Genomic DNA, 17,694 nt, shown 5'->3' on the forward strand with positions numbered 1-17,694 from the left:
GTACTCCCTGTCCCGAGCAAGTCCGGTCAGTCGAGATAGAGGAATTCGCTGGAGGAGAGGAGGGCCTGGCAGAGCGTCTGCCAGATCCGGAGGGGCCGAGCATCAGACTCGACACCTTGCTCGATCAGGATTTCCTCGAAACGCTTCAGATAGCCCAGGGCTCGGTCGGTCTCGGTTTCGGTCGGCCGACGTCCGAAGGCCTTCAGGTAGGCCGTCTGGATCCGACCCTGATCGTCGAGTTCGGCTTGTTTCAGGAGACGACCCGCCATCGCGGTGGTGCTCCGTAAGACCAGCGGATCGTTCATCATAAAAAGGGCTTGAGGCGCGACGGTCGTCGGAATTCGCTTCCCATTTGAGGTGCTTGGATCGGCGAAGTCGAATGCCTGAAAAACGTCATAAAGGCCGCTACGGATGACCGGAAGATAAATCGATCGACGATTCACGCCATAGCGGAGTTCGCCTCCGGCCGAGGTGTCGTTGACGTAGGCATGATTGTTCGTGGCGAGTAGCGAACCACCCATCGTCTCGTCGAGATCATCCCCAACGGCCAGGAGGGCGTCTCGAATGGCCTCGGCTTCCAGGCGGCGGCGGCTGACGTGCCAGAGAAGTCGATTCTCCGGGTCGATCTCGGCGGCTTCCGGATTATGGAGCGTGCTCATCTGATAGGTGGACGAGAGCATGATTTGCCGGTGCAATGCCTTGATGGACCAGCCCGATTCCACGAAGCGGCTCGCGAGCCAGTCGAGGAGTTCGGGATGATCGGGACGTTCTCCCAAATTTCCGAAGTTATCCGGGGTCCGGACAAGACCCTCGCCAAAGTGGCCGAGCCAGATCCGGTTGGCCATGACCCGAGAGGTCAGGGGATGACCCTTGCGAGTCATCCATCTCGCGAATTCAAGCCTTCCGCTATGTGCTGGGTCGATCAATGGGTCCGATTTGCTCGCGAGAACCTGCGGGAAATGACGAGGTGCGGGATCTCCGAGGGTCAGGTGACTTCCCCGGATATGTATTCGCAAGTCGCTCGGTTCCTGGTCCTCTACGCTCATCGCCATGCCGAGTGACGGGGCCTTCGCCTTCAGCTGAGCAAGCCGTTCGCGATCCCGCTCGAGCCTCTTGGCCGTGGTCGGTGAGAAGAGGGCTTCGGCCTTCCTGGGTACGGAAAAGGGTCCCGTGGGATCGTCGAGTATGCGTCGATAATCGGCCAGGATCGGATCTTTGAGCACTCGATCGAATTCAGCAACTCCGGCCTCATCAAAGAGTTGGCTCGCCTCAAGTGCCCGGGACCCGAGGGTGGGCTCTCCCGGATTCCAACCATGAAAGATCGAGCCGGTATCATCCTGAGCCTTGGACAGGAAGTCGGACCATCGCTCGATCAGTCGGGGATTGAGAGACCGATCGTCAGCCAACTCCTGTAGCGCAATCAAGGACGAAGGCGAGACACCCTCGGGAAGCGTGATCGGTACGAGGGCGAGCTTGTCGATATGAGGGAAGACCCCATCGCGTTCCAGGCGGACCGTGTGCCGGCCCGCTCCGATCCGGGCCATTCCAGCGACCGACCATGATTGCTTCTCGGGTCCCCAGGAGCCGGTGACCGCGCCTGCGACCTCCGAGGCGATTTCTAACCCGTCGAGCATGAGTCGGACGGGTCGGGCCTCGGCTGCGGCGTGGCGGATCTCGAACTGATAGACCGCATCAGCAGGGACGTCGAAATCGTAATCCACTCGATTTGGCAGTTCGCCTCGATTGAGGATCACGCCGATCTCATGGCCATAGTTCGTGGACTCAACCAGGACATTGCCTCGGTCGAACGACTCTGCTTCACGAAACAGGCTACCGTCCGTCTTTTCCCCCGCGACTCCGCTGACGGAGAGTGACTTCCGAATTTTTCGCGATCTGTGCCATCTCCATCCGGCTTCGAGGTAGTCAGCGAGTCGGGCACGATGATCGATCGTCAGTGCTGCCCGGGCCCGGGACACCGCCGATCTGAGTTCCTCGTGGAGCCGAGACTCCGCCGCTTTGTGGGCTTCGACCGCCAACTCTTCCGCCTTCGAGCCGACCGGCCGTTCGTTCCACATGGCGACGACTTTGTGATTCTGCATCGACTTCGTCGATTTGAAGATGCCCGCGAGCCCGTAATAATCGACCGTGGGGATCGGGTCGAACTTGTGGTCATGACATCGGGCACAGCCAAAGGTCAGTCCCAGGAATACCCGACCGACCGTGTCCACTTGTTCGTCGATGATGTCCATCTCCATCTTCACCGGATCGTCCTCGGCGAGCATCTTCGGCCCGATCACGAGAAATCCGGTCGCGATGAGTGGATCCCGATCCGAGGTGTCGGCTTCGTTCTGAGTGAGGAGATCCCCGGCAATTTGCTCCTCGACGAATCGATCGTAAGGCTTGTCGGAATTGAAGGAACGCACGACATAGTCGCGATATCGGTAGGCATTGGCGTATGCCATGTTCTCGTCCATGCCGTTGGAATCGGCATAGCGGGCGAGGTCGAGCCAATGACGGCCCCATCGTTCTCCATAGCGAGGCGAGGCGAGTAATCGATCGATAACCCGCTCGAAGGCATTCGGAGCCTCATCTTCCAGGAATTGTTCGATCTCCTGAGGCGTCGGCGGGATCCCGGTCAGGTCGAACGTGGCCCTGCGGATCAGGTCTCGTTTCTCGGCGGGAGGAGCCGGTTCCAGATGATTCGCCTCCAATCCCGATAGGATGAAGCGATCGATCGGCGACTTCGCCCATCCCCCGTTCTCCACGTTCGGAGGTGGCGGATCCTTGATTGCCTGGAAGGCCCAAAACGAACGACCAGCCTGGATCGGATCGGGCCTGTCCGGCTTGACCGTCAGATCGACCGGCTGTGTCGATCCGTCCTCGGGCCAGATTGCTCCGGTCTTGACCCAATCGACGAGTTCTTTCAGGTCGGATTCGTCGAGCTTGCCCTTCGGGGGCATCTTGAGTAGATCGTCTTCGTACAGGATGGCCTGGATCAAGAGGCTTTCTTCGGGCTTGTTCGGGACGAGTCCAGGACCGGTGTCACCACCCCGATGGATGGCCTCGGCGGAATCGAGCCGTAGGCCACCCTTGCTCTTCTCCGGACCGTGACATTTCCAGCAGTGAGTCGCCAGGAGAGGTCGTATCTTCTTCTCGAATCGTTCGATCGCGGCCGCGGATGGGGAATCCGACGCGAAGGAAGTCAGCGGGATCAGAAAAAGGACGCCACCGATGAGCCTGGCTGTCATACGGTTCTCACTCCGTCGGAGATCCTGCTCACGCTCGGTATTTAACAACTGTTGTAGCATACCTGGGTAAACTTAAGTCGTCCACCCGATCGGGGCGTCCTACCAGTCACGAAAGGATGGAACCGATGACCTGGCCATGAACGTCGGTTAGCCTACGGTCGATCCCATTCTGTCGGACGGTGAGCTTTTCGTGATCGATTCCCATCAGATGCAGGATGGTGGCGTGGAGGTCATAGCAGGTCGTCGAGTCAGTCGTGGCTCTGTAGGCGAATTCATCGCTGGAGCCGTGGGAGACCCCACCTTTAATACCAGCTCCGGCGAGCCAGGTCACGAAAGTTCCGCCGTTGTGGTCTCGACCTGTGCTGCCCTGCGTGAATGGCATCCGTCCGAATTCGGTTGTCCAGATCACGAGCGTGTCTTCGAGGAGGCCGCGAGATTTGAGATCGGCCAGAAGAGCTGCGATCGGCTGGTCCACGGCCCTGGCCATCGGGGGGAGTTCGGCGGGAATGTTGCCGTGATTGTCCCAGTTTTTGGTCGGCCCACCGGCCCCGCTCCAGACCTGGACGAACCGAACATTGCGTTCGAGGAGTCGGCGAGCGAGAAGGCAGTTTCTTGCGAATCCGCTCGACTCGGCCGGGCCATCGGTCCCATAGCGTTCGTGAATGTCTCGTGACTCTCGGCTGAGGTCGAATGCCTCGGGGGCGGCCAGTTGCATGCGTGCCGCGAGTTCGTAGGCTTCCACCCGGGCATCGAGCCGAGAATCTCCCGGTCGATCATTCGCGAATCGTCGATCCATTTTCTGCAGCAGGGCTAGACCGTCCGTTCCGGATTCGGGCGTGACGGATTTGGCGATCGCTGCCGGTCGGAGGTCGGGTATCGGAGTCGGCGAGGACGGATTGATGACGGTTGCTTGATGATTGGCAGGCAGGAAACCCGAGCCGAAGTTTCCCATGCCATTGTAGGGCAATCCTCGGGGATCGGGGAGGACCACGAAGACCGGCAACTCGTCCGTCAAGCGACCCAGGGCATAGCTGATCCAGGCTCCACAGGAGGGAAATCCCGGCAGGAGGAATCCGGTGTTCTGCAAGTAACTGGCCGGTCCGTGAACATTCGTCTTCGATGTCATCGCCATCAGAAAGGCCAGGTCATCGACACACTCCGCGACCTTCGGAAAGACGTCGGTCACCCATCGACCGGACTGGCCGTGCTGCTTCCACCGAAAGGGCGACTTCATGAGTGGGCCCGGCGTGCCCGTGGCCGTCGCCTTCAGGCCGATATCGATTTTTTCGCCGTGACGCCTTTCGAGGTCGGGCTTGTAGTCGAAGGTGTCCATCTGGCTGACACCTCCGTTCATGAAAAGTTGGAGAACACGTCGAACCTTGGCCTTGTGGTGCAACCCTCCGTTCAGGTCGGCCCGAGGTCGAGGAGATTCGGCGCGAAGCTCCCCCGCGAGGAGATGAGCGAGGGCGAGTCCTCCAAACCCGTTACCCAGGGCTTCCCTTCGGGTCAGCAACATAGGTCTTCCTCGGATCAGTCTACGAACAGGAATTCGCTGCTATTGAACAGGATTCGAGCAAGGTTCGTCGGATCGTATCGGCGAGCATAACTCATCCACTCGGATTGCTCGGTGTCCGTCGGTTCGCGGCCGAGTATCAGCAAGGCGATCGATCGAACCTGAGAGCCCAGGTCGGTCGTTTCTCTGGAGGCTCGCTCCGCCACGTGCTCCGAATGGCGGAGGGTAAATTTGTTATTCCAGAGGGCAAGGGCCTGCAAGGCACCGACCGATCCCGCGCGGACGGGTGCGGATTGGGAGGCGTCGGGGCAATCGAGCGACTCCAGGAACGGATCGGGACGAGTCCTGAAGATATATCGGTAGATGCTTCTGCGACGGGACTGCGGCAAGTCCAGGTCGAACTGCTCGTAGTCGGCCACCGGGGTCACATGAACTCCGGGAGACATCCGAAAGTGCATGACCGGCGGGCCATACCGTTTCTCGACAAGTCTCCCGCTCGCCTGGAGGATCGTGTCGCGTACCGTTTCCGCGTCGAGTCGACTTCGGTTCATGCACCAGAGCAATCGGTTCTCGGAATCGATCGAGGCTTCCTCCGGGTCGTGCCGACTCACCTGTCGATACGTGGCACTCGTGACGATCAAGCGGTGGAGACTCTTGAGCGAGCCTCCCCCCTGGCGAAATTCGGCAACAAGCCAATCCAGCAATTCGGGGTGGGAAGGCATGCCGCCCATCTTTCCGAAGTCGTTCGGCGTATCGACGATCCCCTTCCCAAAATGATAATGCCAGACACGATTCACGATGACCCGGCCTGACAGCGGATTTGCGGGATCGGTCAACCATCGAGCGAGGGCCGCCCTGCGCCGACCTTCGTCGTTTGGGTCGAGATCATTGAAGCGGCTTGGGAGAGACCCGATGGCCTTGATCGACCCCGGAATGGCCTGCTCCCCCGGTTGATTAACCTCGCCCCGCTTCAACACATGAACGGGTCGTGGAGTCTTGGCCGGTCGGAAGCTTCCCTCGGGCGTAAATCGATTCGTTGCACAATAGACGCGGGACGGCTCTGGAAGGGCCGCATATTCGGATTCGAGGCGACGCTCCCAGACCCTTCGAGAGAGCTCGGCCCTTTGAGCGTCGGAACGCCAGCTTACCGGGATCGCCATCAAATCCCTGATATCCTCAGGCGGAAGACCTGGCAGGTTTTCGAGAGGTTTTGTTGAGCAGGTCACGGTGATCCGGAATCGCCCGATCAGATGACCTCCCCCATGAGTCTGATCCAGTTCCACAATCAACTCGGTCCCGCCTTCAAAATCGATGGGAGCCTGGAAGGAGAAGACCGCCTCATGCGACTCGCCGACTGCCGGGAAAATTCCCCAGGCCGTCGAATCATCGGCATCGATCGCCCGTAGGACACCCCATCCTTCCTGGTCGAAGTCTGACCGGGCCGCTTGAATATTGAGACGGACTTCCGGCGAGGCTGCCCTTCGAGCTCGAGCCTTGACCCTGATTTCTGAGAGATGAAGGTTGCCATTTTCGTTCCGACCGGGGCCGTGTTTCGGTAGGGTCTCGTCGGATAGGAGCTCGAGCCTCAGGCCGGTGATCCCGTTCAGGTCACTTCCGAGCCTGATCGTGTAGGTGTCCTTCTCGGGTCGCTGACCGAGCGAGAGTATCGATCCGTCCCTCAGGGGTTTGAGGATCGAGCCATCCCTGGAACTCAATTCCAGGATCGAGGGGGCGACCCAGGGAGCTTCGTGAGCCCGAACCTCGGCCTCGAACCGGATCGACTCCGCTTGTCGATCGTCGTCGAGCAACGTCGGCTCGGATTGCCCTTTCCAACTTCGGACTCGTTCCAAGAGCTTTTCGAGGTCAACTCGACGGCGCGAGACGGCCGGGTCCGGATCGAAGGCTCTCTCGGCCTTGTCGACGCCGGCGAAGACGGCCTGGAGGGAGTAATAATCCTCCTGGCTGATCGGGTCGAACTTGTGGTCGTGGCATCGAGCACAGCCGACGGTCAGGCCCGTGAAGGTTGACATGGTCGTCGTTACCATGTCATCACGATCGAGATAATGGGCGATCAGGCGATCGATCGAGTCCTCCGAGATACCCATCAGGCCGCTCTCGTCCCAGGGGCCGGCGGCCAAGAAACCGGTCGCCATGATGGCCGCAGGGTCTCCAGGAAACAAAACGTCTCCCGCAACCTGCTCCATCACGAATCGATCATACGATTTGTCTTCGTTCAGCGATAGGATGATGTAATCGCGATAGGGCCAGGCGTTGGGTCGCGGCCGGTCCTGGTCCTGACCATGAGAGTCGGCATAGTGGACTACATCCAGCCAGTGTCTGGCCCAGCGTTCCCCGTATCTTGGGGAAGCGAGGAGTCGGTCGACCAGAGATTCATAGGCTTCAGTGGAAGGATCTTCGACGAATTGCTTGATTTCATCAGGGGTGGGTGCGATGCCGGTCAGATCCACCGACACGCGGCGGATCAAGATTCTACGATCCGCCTCCTCGGAAGGATGCATTCCCTTGGCCCGGAGTTTTTCGAGGACGAATGAGTCGATCGGATTACGAATCTTCGATCGATCCTGCTCTGGAACCTCGGGGATGGGGGGCCGGACGCTCGGTAGAAATGCCCAGGAGACGGGCTTTGGAGGATTCGGAACCGGAAGGCCCTCAGGACCGGTACTCGATTGCTGTTCGACCCAGCGATTCAGGAGCCCAATCTGAGACTCGGAAAGCGGGTCGCCTTTGGGAGGCATTCTGGCCGCATCACCTTGCCCGGACACGTGGCGGATGAGCAGGCTCGCCTCACCTGGATTTCCCCGAAGCAGGTCACCCGAAATCCCACCGGCGCGGATGGCTGCCAGGCTATCGAGGCGAAGTTCTCCCTTACGCTTCGCCGCACCGTGACATTCGAGACATCGCTCCTGGAAAATCGGTAAGACGTCTCGATCGAATACCACCAACTTCGCGGGAGGAGACGATGCGGCTCCGTCCTCGGCACGAGCCTCGACCCCAATCGGACCGAGTATCAGTGCCAGTCGGAGCAGTCCTGGAATCATGAGCATTCGACCACGCCACGTCACGATTTGACCTTTCCGGATCGAAGCCGGTTGTCTATGTCATTCTCGGACAGTCAATCTTCTGTTTAACAATCATGAGCGTAACATCGTCCCAGTTGATCCGGCAACAGGATAGGTGATCCCGAACGGGTCCGCGGGGTGAGGTTGTTTATCAAGCGAACCTGTGCACGTTCCGCGATCGGCGAACTATGCTGAAACGACGGCTTCTTCAGATCGACCAGACGCCCGGCTGAGCTTCGGCGGAGAGACCCATGTTTCAAGAGGATTATGAAGCGATTGAGCAAGGGCTGAGGACGGCCGAGTTGGAAGAGGGAGTGAACACCGAGTCGGCAGGGCCGATCGCGCCCCCGGCGGAGGCTTTCGTCGAGCGTCGAAAGGCATTCCGCCCGAGTCGTCCCACTAGCCTGAGCTCGGCGGGATTGAATCCGTCGAGGATTGAGGGATTGATCCTCAAGACCGTCCAATTCGTCGGAGTCGCCTCTGGTCGGGCGGTTGCTTCTTATCTTGGATTACCCTTCGCCCTCCTCCAGGATGAGTTGATCCGGCTCCAGAAACAAAAATTGCTGACATATGCGAACGTTGCAGAAATGGGGGATTACGAATATACGCCAACCGAAGCGGGAAGGAATCGCGCCAGGGAGTATACCGAGGAGTGCTCTTATCTGGGCGTAGCACCGGTTTCTTACGAGGACTACGTGGCGAGCGTAAACGCCCAGACGATCGCGAACGAGCGACCCCTGGAGGCCGACCTGAGGCGTGCCTTCTCGGATCTCCTCATCGCGGACGAGATGTTCAACATCCTCGGCCCGGCGATCAATTCGGGTCGGGGAATGTTCCTTTACGGGGCCCCGGGAAATGGCAAGACGAGCATCGCCGAGAGGATCACCCGATGCTATGGCCGGTCCGTCTGGATCCCGCAGGTTCTCGATCTCGGAGGAATGATCGTCAAGCTCTTCGATCCCTCGGTCCACGAACCAATCGTCCCCGAGTCGGATTCACGGCCGCGGAGAGGGGATGTCGATGGGCGATGGATCGAAATTCGAAGGCCGACGGTCGTCGTCGGAGGCGAATTGACCATGGATCGGCTGGAAATCAGCTACGATCCGATCTCGCGGATCAGCGAGGCGTCGCTTCAGATGAAGTCGAATAACGGAACTCTACTCATCGACGACTTCGGTCGGCAGAGAATGCAACCCGTGGAACTGCTCAACCGGATGATCATCCCGCTCGAAAAACGATACGACTACCTGACTCTTAGTAATGGGAAGAACATCCGAATTCCTTTCGATCAACTGACCTTGTTCTCGACGAATCTCGAGCCGAAGCATCTCGTCGATGAGGCATTTCTTCGTCGGATACCGTACAAGATCCAGGTGACCGATCCGGATGAAGGGAGCTTCCGGAAGCTACTCTGGCTTCTCGCCGAAAAGCTCGGATTTGAAGAGGTCCAATCGGATCCGATCGACTATCTAATCGAGACCCACTACCGACCCGAAGGACGGTCGTTCCGGAGTTGCCAGCCACGAGACCTGATGCTTCAGGCCCGAAGCTACTGCCTCTACAACGACCGGCCGCTTCGACTCACACGAGAAGTCATCGACTTTGCGGTGAAATGCTACTTCACCAAGATGTGACATCCGACCGTGAGGGTCGAGTCTACTTCTACTGTCACGGTTAACTGAATCCAGACGTTTTCCTTCGAGGTGGATAGGTCTTGGTGCGGGCGTACCAGTGGTAGATCCGAGCTTCCTCATTACGCCGCAGCACCGCGCTGATCTCCCGCGCGATCTCGGCCGATGTCGGCGGACGCCGGCGGAGCAACCGGGTGAAGATCGCTCGGACCTGACTTACCGTCACCGCCGGGGTTTTCCCCCCCGATCCGCTCTCGCTCCAGGATCAGGAACCACAACGCCAAGAGGCTCAGCGTGACATGGTGATGCCAGCCCACCCAGCTCCGGACCTCGTAATGCGCCAGGCCCACCTCCCCCTTGGCCTCCTGGAACACCCGCTCGACCCGGTGTCGCTTCGACCGCACGCCCACCACCTCGGTCAGCGGCACCTCGGGCGACGCGTTGCTCAGCGAGTAGGTCACCTCCGGCTTGGCCTCCAGGGTCCGGATCATCAGCAGACGCTCTTCCGGCCCGATCCGGCGACCCAGCCTGGCGCGGACCCGGGCCACGGCCGCCTCGACCTCCACCGGCCCTTTGCCACCCTCCCGGATCGTCAGCCGGGTCCAGCGGTCCGCCGGCAGCGTCGCGGCCCAGGTGTCGGCGCGGCGGAACGGGACCTGGCGTCTGGGGCCGCGACGGCCCTTCTTGCGGGGCGGACGCCGGCCGTCCAGGTCGCGGATGGTGGTGTTGCACGGCACATCCAGCACGTACCGCTCGCCCCGCTCCCGCAGCAGGGCGCGGAACTCCGAGGCCCGGCCGAACTCGTCGTCGCCGGTGACCCAGCCGTGCGGCACCTCGGCCCCGCTGCGGGCCAGCAGGTCCGCGGCGATCTCCCAGGTCTTCCGGTACGTCACCTCGTCGGGGACATGGCCGGCGTTGCGACGCGCCGGATCGTCGGCCCAGTCCTTGGGCAAATAGAGCCTGCGGTCCAGGGGGGCGTGCCCTCGGGACGAGACGTAGGCCAGGAAGACGCCCAGTTGGCAGTTGTCGATCTTCCCTTGCCGTCCGCACCACTGGCGGGCCACGCCGCAGCTCTCCTCGCCCTTCTTGGGGAATCCCGAAGGGTCGAGGACGATCACGCCGTCGGGTTCGCCCAACTTCTCGGCGACATGCCGCCGCATCTCGGAGGTGACCGCCTCGTCGTCCCAGGCCCCCTGGCCGACGAACATCTGGAGGTTCTTGCGCGGGATTCCGGCCTGGCGTGCGATCGGCTCGACGCTCTTTCGTTCAAGACCGCTGAGCAATCCGCGGACGAAGGCTGCGGCGTGGCCGCGTTGCTCCTCACGATAGAAGCAGGGGAGATAACGCTTGAGGAACCGAGTGAGGTGGGCCCGACAGTCGCGGACGTCCTCGGTGGAGACGGTGGCGTCGGCCAGAAGCGCGACGGCCGCGGGATCTTCCAGGATGGTCATGGCCAGGCCTCGGTACGACGATACCCCCCAGCACTCAGCATAACCTGTATCAAGGTTAACGAGTTACGGAATCCGTGACAGTAGAACTACTGAGGTCTCGGGACAGTGGCGGCCAATCCAACCTGAGAATAAAGCGAGAGCAGGAAGACATGGAAGGAGTCGGAGATCGCTGGTGTCGTCTCCTTCCGGACGAATTCAAGAGCAGGACGTCCGTAGTCGAGGAGCTTTTGACGAGCCTCGGTCACCGTGGAAAGGGATGCCAGTCCTTGCAGTTGGTGCTGATTAAGTACTGCCAGGATCGACTGGTCGGCAATTTCTTGCTTCTTACCCAGCCCACCGGTGATTGGGGCATTGCTCGGCCAGATCAGTCGATGGTTCTTGTCGAAGAAGTCGGCCAGTAAAAAGCTTGGCTGGGATGGAGCGGGCGCCTGAGGTCGAGGAGCAGTCGTTCTCGCGGCCCGCGCCAGGGCGCCGCTGGGGTCGGCCGTGCCCATTTCCCGCCCGGGATCACGGGCGACTCGATTAATCATGGATTCGCGAGTCGACAGATCGTACTTGTCATAGAAGCTGTCATCTCGCGACTGAAACCTTGGTGCAGTCAAGGGTTGAGGACGGTTGGCCGCTGCGGCCGCCGCGTTATTGAGAGACCTTGAATTCAGGAAGTTGACGTCCGAGTAGGCATTCTGGTTGTATCCGAACCCAAAGCCATATCCCCCAAAACCGAACTGGGCTTCCGACCGTCCCGACCAGAATGTCATGGTGCAAAGAATTACGATGGGACTTACCCATCGGGTCGGAAGATCTCTCGGTAGTAGCCTCTTCACCGTCATCGATCGCGCTCCGGACGGGGTGCGGACATGTCTGGGAATTTCGGGCTCATCTTTCGGTCGGTCAGGGCTTTTGACTGATGGCTTCGCCGACCGCTTTCTCCAGACTTGGTCCGACCAGGTCGAGATGAGCGACCTTGCCGTCACGGCCGATCAAAACGTTCGCGGGGATCTCGGAGACGGAGTAGGCTCGGGCAAAATCCGCATCTCCGGCCCCGTTCAACAAGGTAGGCCAGGGGATATTGTAATCGATCAGGAATCGGCGGACGGCCGGTATGACCGAGCTGGGATCCATGTTGCCGCTCTGAACCGTGTCCACGTCGATCCCGATGATCCGGAACCCTTGTTCGTGATACTTTTTGTAGGTTTCCTGAAGCCAGGGGAGTTCCTGGGCAACTGGAAGGCACCAGGTAGCCCAGAAGACGACGAGGACGACGTCCCCTTTGGCCGCTTCCAGCCGGAACGTCTGGCCATCGAGGTCCACTCCGACGATCGGCGGCGCGTCTCGGCCGACGAGTTCGAGTTGTTGAGTTCTTCGGTTCGCCAGATCGCGAATCGCGGGTTGTTCGGCGTTCTCGGCGACCAGCTTCATGGCCTTGCGGGCGACCTCGTACTGGTAGCCGCGGAGGAGTCGCTGATAATAGGCGTCAACGATCGCCGCTCGGCTAGCGGCCGGCAGTCCGAGGTCGCGTCCTGGCTTTCCCTGCCGGGCCTTCTCGCTGATCGCGGAGACGAGGCTCTGAAGCGACTTTTCATATTCGCCCCGATCAGCCTCGGCCACGATATTGATCAGATTGGCCAGGGTGTGAATCTGAGATGGGGTGTCGCCGGCCTGGAGGAGACGTTCGGCGACTGGCTCGGCTTCGAGAAAGAGGCCTTTGGCGATTGCCAGTTGAAAATAATCTCGATAAGTGGATTCCGCTTGATCCATAGGCTGGCTCGCGGCGAGTTGACCGAGACGTTCGAGCCTCAGACGTTCGATCTTCGCCAGCTCGCGTTGATACTCGGAATTGATCTTCTCGATCGAAGGAGGACTTTCGCCTGCCTCCTGGGCTCCGACGCCGCTCGGGCATGTCATCCCTAAAAGCATCAGGGTTGGGAGCCAAAGTCGGCGCATTGGATACTTCATGATCATGATCGATTCCTGGGATCCTTGCAGCGAGATCCGACCGCACGCCGATCCAAAATTCGAGAACGCACCTACGTTTGAAGCATGACCCGCCGGTCATTTCCAGATGCGGATCCAGAGCCCCATACTTAGGTTACGTTGGCTCAATCCTCCGATCAATCGAAATTGACCGCGCATCGCGACTTTCTGTCTCGGATCGGGGCTTTTTGAAGACTTACCTCGTGAAATCGCGGCTCCGAGGCTCGCGATGAATCGTAATTCGTTCGATGGAAGACTTTTGTCCGAAACAGGCGTAAACTCGAATTCAGATCGGGCCTCAACCCGTACGAAGGGATCTCCGACCGACTTTTCTTCTTGGGTTGATGCGACGATCGGATTCCGGATCTCCGGGAACATCGCATCCTTTACACAACCAGAATGGGTTTCTCATGAGCATAAGATGCGGGATCCGTGCCGTCGTACCGCCGACGACGTTGTTGATTCTCTGTCTATGTCCGTTCGCCTTCTCGATGCAACCTGCTGGAGATGATCCATCGGATTCTTCCAGGGCGGCCGACGAACGGGCCATTCGAGAACTCGATGATGTATTCGTTCGTGAATACAATAAGGGGGATAGCAAGGCCTTGACGGCCCTGTTTACCGAGGATGCGGAAGTGGTCGAGGCTGATGAGAGCCGCGATCGGGGGCGTGGTCCAATCGAGGAGTCGTTTTCCCAGACCTTCGCAGGATCACCCGGGTCGAAGATCAAGTTCGAGATCGACTCGATCCGGTTTCTGGGCAAGGAAGTCGCAAAAGAGGATGGTAGGGCGATTGTAACCCCAGTCAGGGGTTCGCCGCGATCGACGGTGTACTCCGTTCTTTACGTTAAGCGAGACGATCGTTGGCTCATTTCGAGCGTTCGAGAGGAAGCCGATCCGAATACCAGCCCTCGAGATCACCTCAAGGACCTGGAATGGATGGTCGGCGATTGGATCGATGAAGGGTCCGATTCGGAGGTTCGCGTCCATTGCGATTGGAGCGAGGACGGATGTTTCCTCATGAGGGTGTTCACCGTTCATGAGCGTGGGAAGCCGGTTTTTTCGGCCACCCAGCGGATCGGATGGGATCCTCTCGTCCGTCAAATTCGCTCTTGGGAATTCGACAGTAAAGGCGGATTTGGCGAAGGGCGATGGGGAGGAGTCGGTGATCATTGGGTGATCAAGCATACGGCTGTCCAGCCCGAGGGAACAACCGCCTCCGCGACCAATATTCTAACACTCGTACGGGCCGACCACATCCGATGGACTTCGGTCGATCGCTCGGTCGGAGGAACGTTGATTCCCGATGAAGTGACTTATTCTTTGGTCAGAACTCCCCCTCCTGCTCCAGATACGCGAGTCGACCCGAAAGCACCCAATAATAATCCGGAGAGGTCCCAATGAATCGCCCGAACAAGATCGTGATGTTGGGCACCATCGTAGTCGCCTGCTTGGCCGGAGGGACCGTTTTTGCCCGAGGGTTCGGCGGAGGTGGATTTCGTGGCGGCGGTTTCTCGGGGGGTGGCTTCCGGGGGGGAGGATTCTCAGGCGGCAGTTTCTCGGGGGGAGGCTATCGAGGCGGCTACGGTGGGATGTCTTCTTTCAGTCGCACTCCCTCGTTTAGTTCTTCTGGATCGTTCAATCGAGGTGGTTATGGGGGAATGGATGGGGGGCGGATCAACTACGGATCACGATCCGGCTCGTATACGACGAATCGAGGGACGGACATTAACTATGGGGCGGCGGGCGCCGGGTTTCGGGGACCGGGCGGATTCGATGCGGGTCGAGGAGTTTATGGTGCTCAAGTCACCACTCCGGGAGGTCGTTCTTTCACGGACGTCGGTCGGGCCGGTGGTTTCGTCGGACCCGATGGAAGGGCGGCAGTTGGCCGTTCGAACCTGGGCGTAGCCTCTGGGCCCAGGGGAACCGCGTTCGAAAGTTCCAGGGGATTTGCGGCGTCGGGGCCAGCAGGGGATTTTTTTGGTCGTTCCACATTCGGTGGATCCGGCTTTCGACCCTATGGTTACAACGCTTACGGCGCCTATCACCAGGGATGGGTGCACGGCTACTGGAATGGCCACAATAACGCGGCCTGGGGTTGGAGGAACCCCTACTGGGGTCTGACGGGCCTCGGGGTTGGTCTCGGATTAGGCTGGGGATTATCGAGCTGGGGATTCGGTTCCGGCTTGTATGGGATGGGATACCTACCCTACGTGAACCCCTACTATGGGACGAATACTGTCATCGTTGGTGCGGCCCCCTACGACTATTCACAGCCCATCGACACGACAGTCCCAGCGGCCGGTTCCGATGTCGCCGACCCCGCGATGGCTCTCTTCGATGCTGGTCGGGCCTCCTTTCTACAAGGGGACTACGAGACTGCGCTCCAGCAGACGAATGACGCCCTGGCTAAACTGCCAAACGATACGACCCTCCATGAATTCCGGGCGCTCTGCTTGTTCGCGCTGGGTCGATACGACGATGCTGCGGCAACCTTGTACGCCGTGCTGGCCGTCGGGCCGGGGTGGGACTGGACGACGCTGATCAGCCTCTATCCCAACGTCGAAATCTATACCACCCAACAAAGAGCACTGGAGGACTACTGCATCGCTCATCCGGATTCGTCTTCTTCTCGATTTGTCCTGGCCTACCATTATCTGACTCAGGGACACATTGAGGCGGCGGTTCGGATCCTGAAGCAGGTGGTCGCGCTGAATCCGAGTGATACTCTCTCACTTAAGCTGCTTCGACAACTTGACGCGCCGAAGGAACAACCGGCAACTACTCCGGAACCTGTTGTCGCGGACGCAACTCCTCCCCAGGGTGCCAGCATCGAAGGAAACTGGATCGCCAACCCTTCAGCTGATACTGCGATTGCTTTAAGTATTCAGCCAGGAGGTCAGTTCGAGTGGAAGGCGACGGAGAAAGGAGTGACCCGCGATTTCGCCGGGAACTCTACTTATGGTGACGGGATCCTGACTTTGGCTCAGGACAAAGGCCCGGCTCTCGTCGGTCGAGTGAGCTGGTCGGATGCGGCCCACATGACGTTCAGGATCGTCGGAGACGGTCCGGATGATCCGGGATTGAGCTTCTCCAAATCAATGAAGTGAGTTGTTTTGGATCCCATCGGACGGTTCGAGGGCCGAAATCCTCGACCGTTCGAGGGTCCATCTGTCGGTTTGCCCGATACCGGCTGATGAGGGTGTAACCAAGTTCTCTGGTGGTGAATCGTCCGTCCTGGCAAATTGGGTGGACTTCTTGAACCCGACACCCGGAGTTCCGCCATGACACGGAAGGTGATCACCCTGGAGATCGAGGCCGAGGACGAGGATCTGATTCGCGGCTACGCCGGCTTCGTCGGCGAGATGAAGGATCTCGCCGCCACCACCCCCGATGGCTCGGTCCTCGACGTCTGCGAGGAGGCCGTCATCGAACAGGGTCGCGAGCACCAGCGTCGGCTCCTCCAACGCGCCGTCCGGGCTCGGCTCGAGCACGCCGAGAAAAAGGGGCTCCCCTGAGGATCTGTTCCTGTGGACAGGTTCGCGAGAATCGCGGGACCGCCACGCGCGAGGTCTTCACCTGCCTGGGGGCGATCACCTTGAGGCGGCACTGGTGGGGCTCGCGATGCCCTTGCGTGCCGGGAGGCTATCACGCCGATACCGTCCTCGGGCTCGACGGCGGCCTCAGCCCTCGATTGCAACGCAAGGCCTGCCGTAGTGCCGCCGACCTGTCCTTCGAGCGGGCCCGCGAGAACCTGCTCGAGCTGCTCGGCGTCTCGCCGGCGGCCGAGACCCTGCGGGTCTATTGCGAACGTCAGGCCAGCCGGATCGCGCGTTGGCAGGGCACCGAGACCGCCTCGGCCGAGGGCTTCGGAAAGGCCGGAGGTGGCTGGGAGTTCGCCGTTGACGCCGGCAAGGTCAACACCCGTGAGAAGGGCTGGCGCGACCTGAAGATCGCCGTAGCCCAGAAGCGACCGACGGCCAAACCGGCGACCCCCCAGCAGTGGGAGTCGCGCGTCTTGCCCAAGGCTACCGCCCGAGTGATGTGGGCCGACATCTCGGCATCCCGGCGATTCCGCCGGTCCTGGCACGCGCGGCTGAAGCGGCTGGGCCTGCCGGCGATGGCCCGGCTGCACGTGCTGGGGGACGGGGCGTCATGGATCTGGAAGGCGGCCGGCCGGGCCCTGACCGGGTGCCGCCAGACCCTGGATATCTACCACGCCAGCCAGCACATCGCCCTCGCCGGCAAGCGGCTCTTTGGCGAAGGGACAGCCGAGGCGACCACGTTCCACGAGCACGGCCGTGAGTTACTGCTGAGGGAAGGTTGGACGGGAGTTTGCCGGCTGATCGGCGAGGAACTGGAACGCGAGGACACACCGAAGAGGCGGGGGGCCCTGGAGCGACTGCTGAACTACTTCCTGGGCCACCTGACGCGGCTCGACTACGCGGGCCGCCTGGCGTCCGGCGATGCGATCGGAAGCGGGGTGGTGGAGGGTGCGGCGAAGACCCTGGGTCTGAGGCTGAAAGCTCGCGGGGCCCGCTGGCGGCACAAGAACGCCCGAGCCATGGCCGCCCTGATCTGCTGCCGTCAGACCGATCAGTGGGACCTATTCTGGAACCGGGCGGCGTGAAACCCAAGAATCCCTGGTCACACCCGCTGATGAGAATCATAAAAGTTTGCTCTGTTCAGTCGTTTCTTGCTTTGTTACATTGATTCTGGTTGGTCTGTCGATCGAGCGGTATCGCTGGCTCTACTCGAACCGGTCCCTACTTCCCTGCTCGCCTTTCCCGCCGCACTG

General features: G+C 60.2%; 11 protein-coding genes. 5 read left to right on the forward strand and 6 right to left on the reverse strand.

Features of this window, described 5'->3' with window-relative positions:
* Nucleotides 1-26 precede the first annotated feature (26 nt).
* From P12x_RS18835 to P12x_RS18845, 3 genes are all read right to left on the reverse strand, one after another.
* Nucleotides 27-3,248: a DUF1553 domain-containing protein gene (locus P12x_RS18835; RefSeq protein ID WP_435006109.1), complete on the reverse strand. Its 3,222-nt coding sequence runs from the start codon at nt 3,246-3,248 to the stop codon at nt 27-29.
* Between the two features lie 106 nt (nt 3,249-3,354).
* A complete protein-coding gene (locus P12x_RS18840) occupies nt 3,355-4,764 on the reverse strand; it encodes a DUF1501 domain-containing protein (RefSeq protein ID WP_435006111.1) in 1,410 nt (469 codons plus the stop codon).
* A gap of 14 nt (nt 4,765-4,778) precedes the next feature.
* Nucleotides 4,779-7,826, reverse strand: a complete 3,048-nt coding sequence (locus tag P12x_RS18845; protein WP_435011689.1) for a PSD1 and planctomycete cytochrome C domain-containing protein — start codon at nt 7,824-7,826, stop codon at nt 4,779-4,781.
* A gap of 266 nt (nt 7,827-8,092) precedes the next feature.
* On the opposite strand from P12x_RS18845, the gene P12x_RS18850 reads away from it, so the two are divergent.
* Nucleotides 8,093-9,475, forward strand: a complete 1,383-nt coding sequence (locus P12x_RS18850) for an AAA family ATPase (RefSeq protein WP_435006113.1) — start codon at nt 8,093-8,095, stop codon at nt 9,473-9,475.
* Between the two features lie 119 nt (nt 9,476-9,594).
* Here the strand turns inward: P12x_RS18850 and P12x_RS18855 are convergent, their stop codons facing one another.
* The 3 genes from P12x_RS18855 to P12x_RS18865 form a co-directional block, all read right to left on the reverse strand.
* Nucleotides 9,595-10,923 (reverse strand): IS701 family transposase, encoded by a 1,329-nt coding sequence (locus tag P12x_RS18855; protein ID WP_435005574.1) that lies wholly within the window; start codon nt 10,921-10,923, stop codon nt 9,595-9,597.
* Between the two features lie 86 nt (nt 10,924-11,009).
* Complete coding sequence (locus P12x_RS18860; protein WP_435006115.1) at nt 11,010-11,681, reverse strand: hypothetical protein; 672 nt, start codon at nt 11,679-11,681, stop codon at nt 11,010-11,012.
* A gap of 133 nt (nt 11,682-11,814) precedes the next feature.
* On the reverse strand, nt 11,815-12,828 hold the full coding sequence (locus P12x_RS18865) for a TlpA disulfide reductase family protein (RefSeq protein ID WP_435006116.1): 1,014 nt from the start codon (nt 12,826-12,828) through the stop codon (nt 11,815-11,817).
* A gap of 413 nt (nt 12,829-13,241) precedes the next feature.
* On the opposite strand from P12x_RS18865, the gene P12x_RS18870 reads away from it, so the two are divergent.
* From P12x_RS18870 to P12x_RS18885, 4 genes are all read left to right on the forward strand, one after another.
* Nucleotides 13,242-14,300, forward strand: a complete 1,059-nt coding sequence (locus P12x_RS18870) for an SgcJ/EcaC family oxidoreductase (protein ID WP_435011690.1) — start codon at nt 13,242-13,244, stop codon at nt 14,298-14,300.
* An 809-nt stretch (nt 14,301-15,109) separates the two neighbouring features.
* Nucleotides 15,110-16,006, forward strand: a complete 897-nt coding sequence (locus tag P12x_RS18875; protein ID WP_435006118.1) for a tetratricopeptide repeat protein — start codon at nt 15,110-15,112, stop codon at nt 16,004-16,006.
* A 174-nt stretch (nt 16,007-16,180) separates the two neighbouring features.
* Nucleotides 16,181-16,414 (forward strand): hypothetical protein, encoded by a 234-nt coding sequence (locus P12x_RS18880; RefSeq protein ID WP_435006120.1) that lies wholly within the window; start codon nt 16,181-16,183, stop codon nt 16,412-16,414.
* 116 nt (nt 16,415-16,530) lie between these two features.
* Entirely contained in the window at nt 16,531-17,526 is a 996-nt protein-coding gene (locus tag P12x_RS18885) for a hypothetical protein (protein WP_435006121.1), read from the forward strand.
* Nucleotides 17,527-17,694: the final 168 nt, after the last annotated feature.

The organism is Tundrisphaera lichenicola, assembly GCF_051175385.1.
Classification (GTDB): domain Bacteria; phylum Planctomycetota; class Planctomycetia; order Isosphaerales; family Isosphaeraceae; genus Tundrisphaera; species Tundrisphaera lichenicola.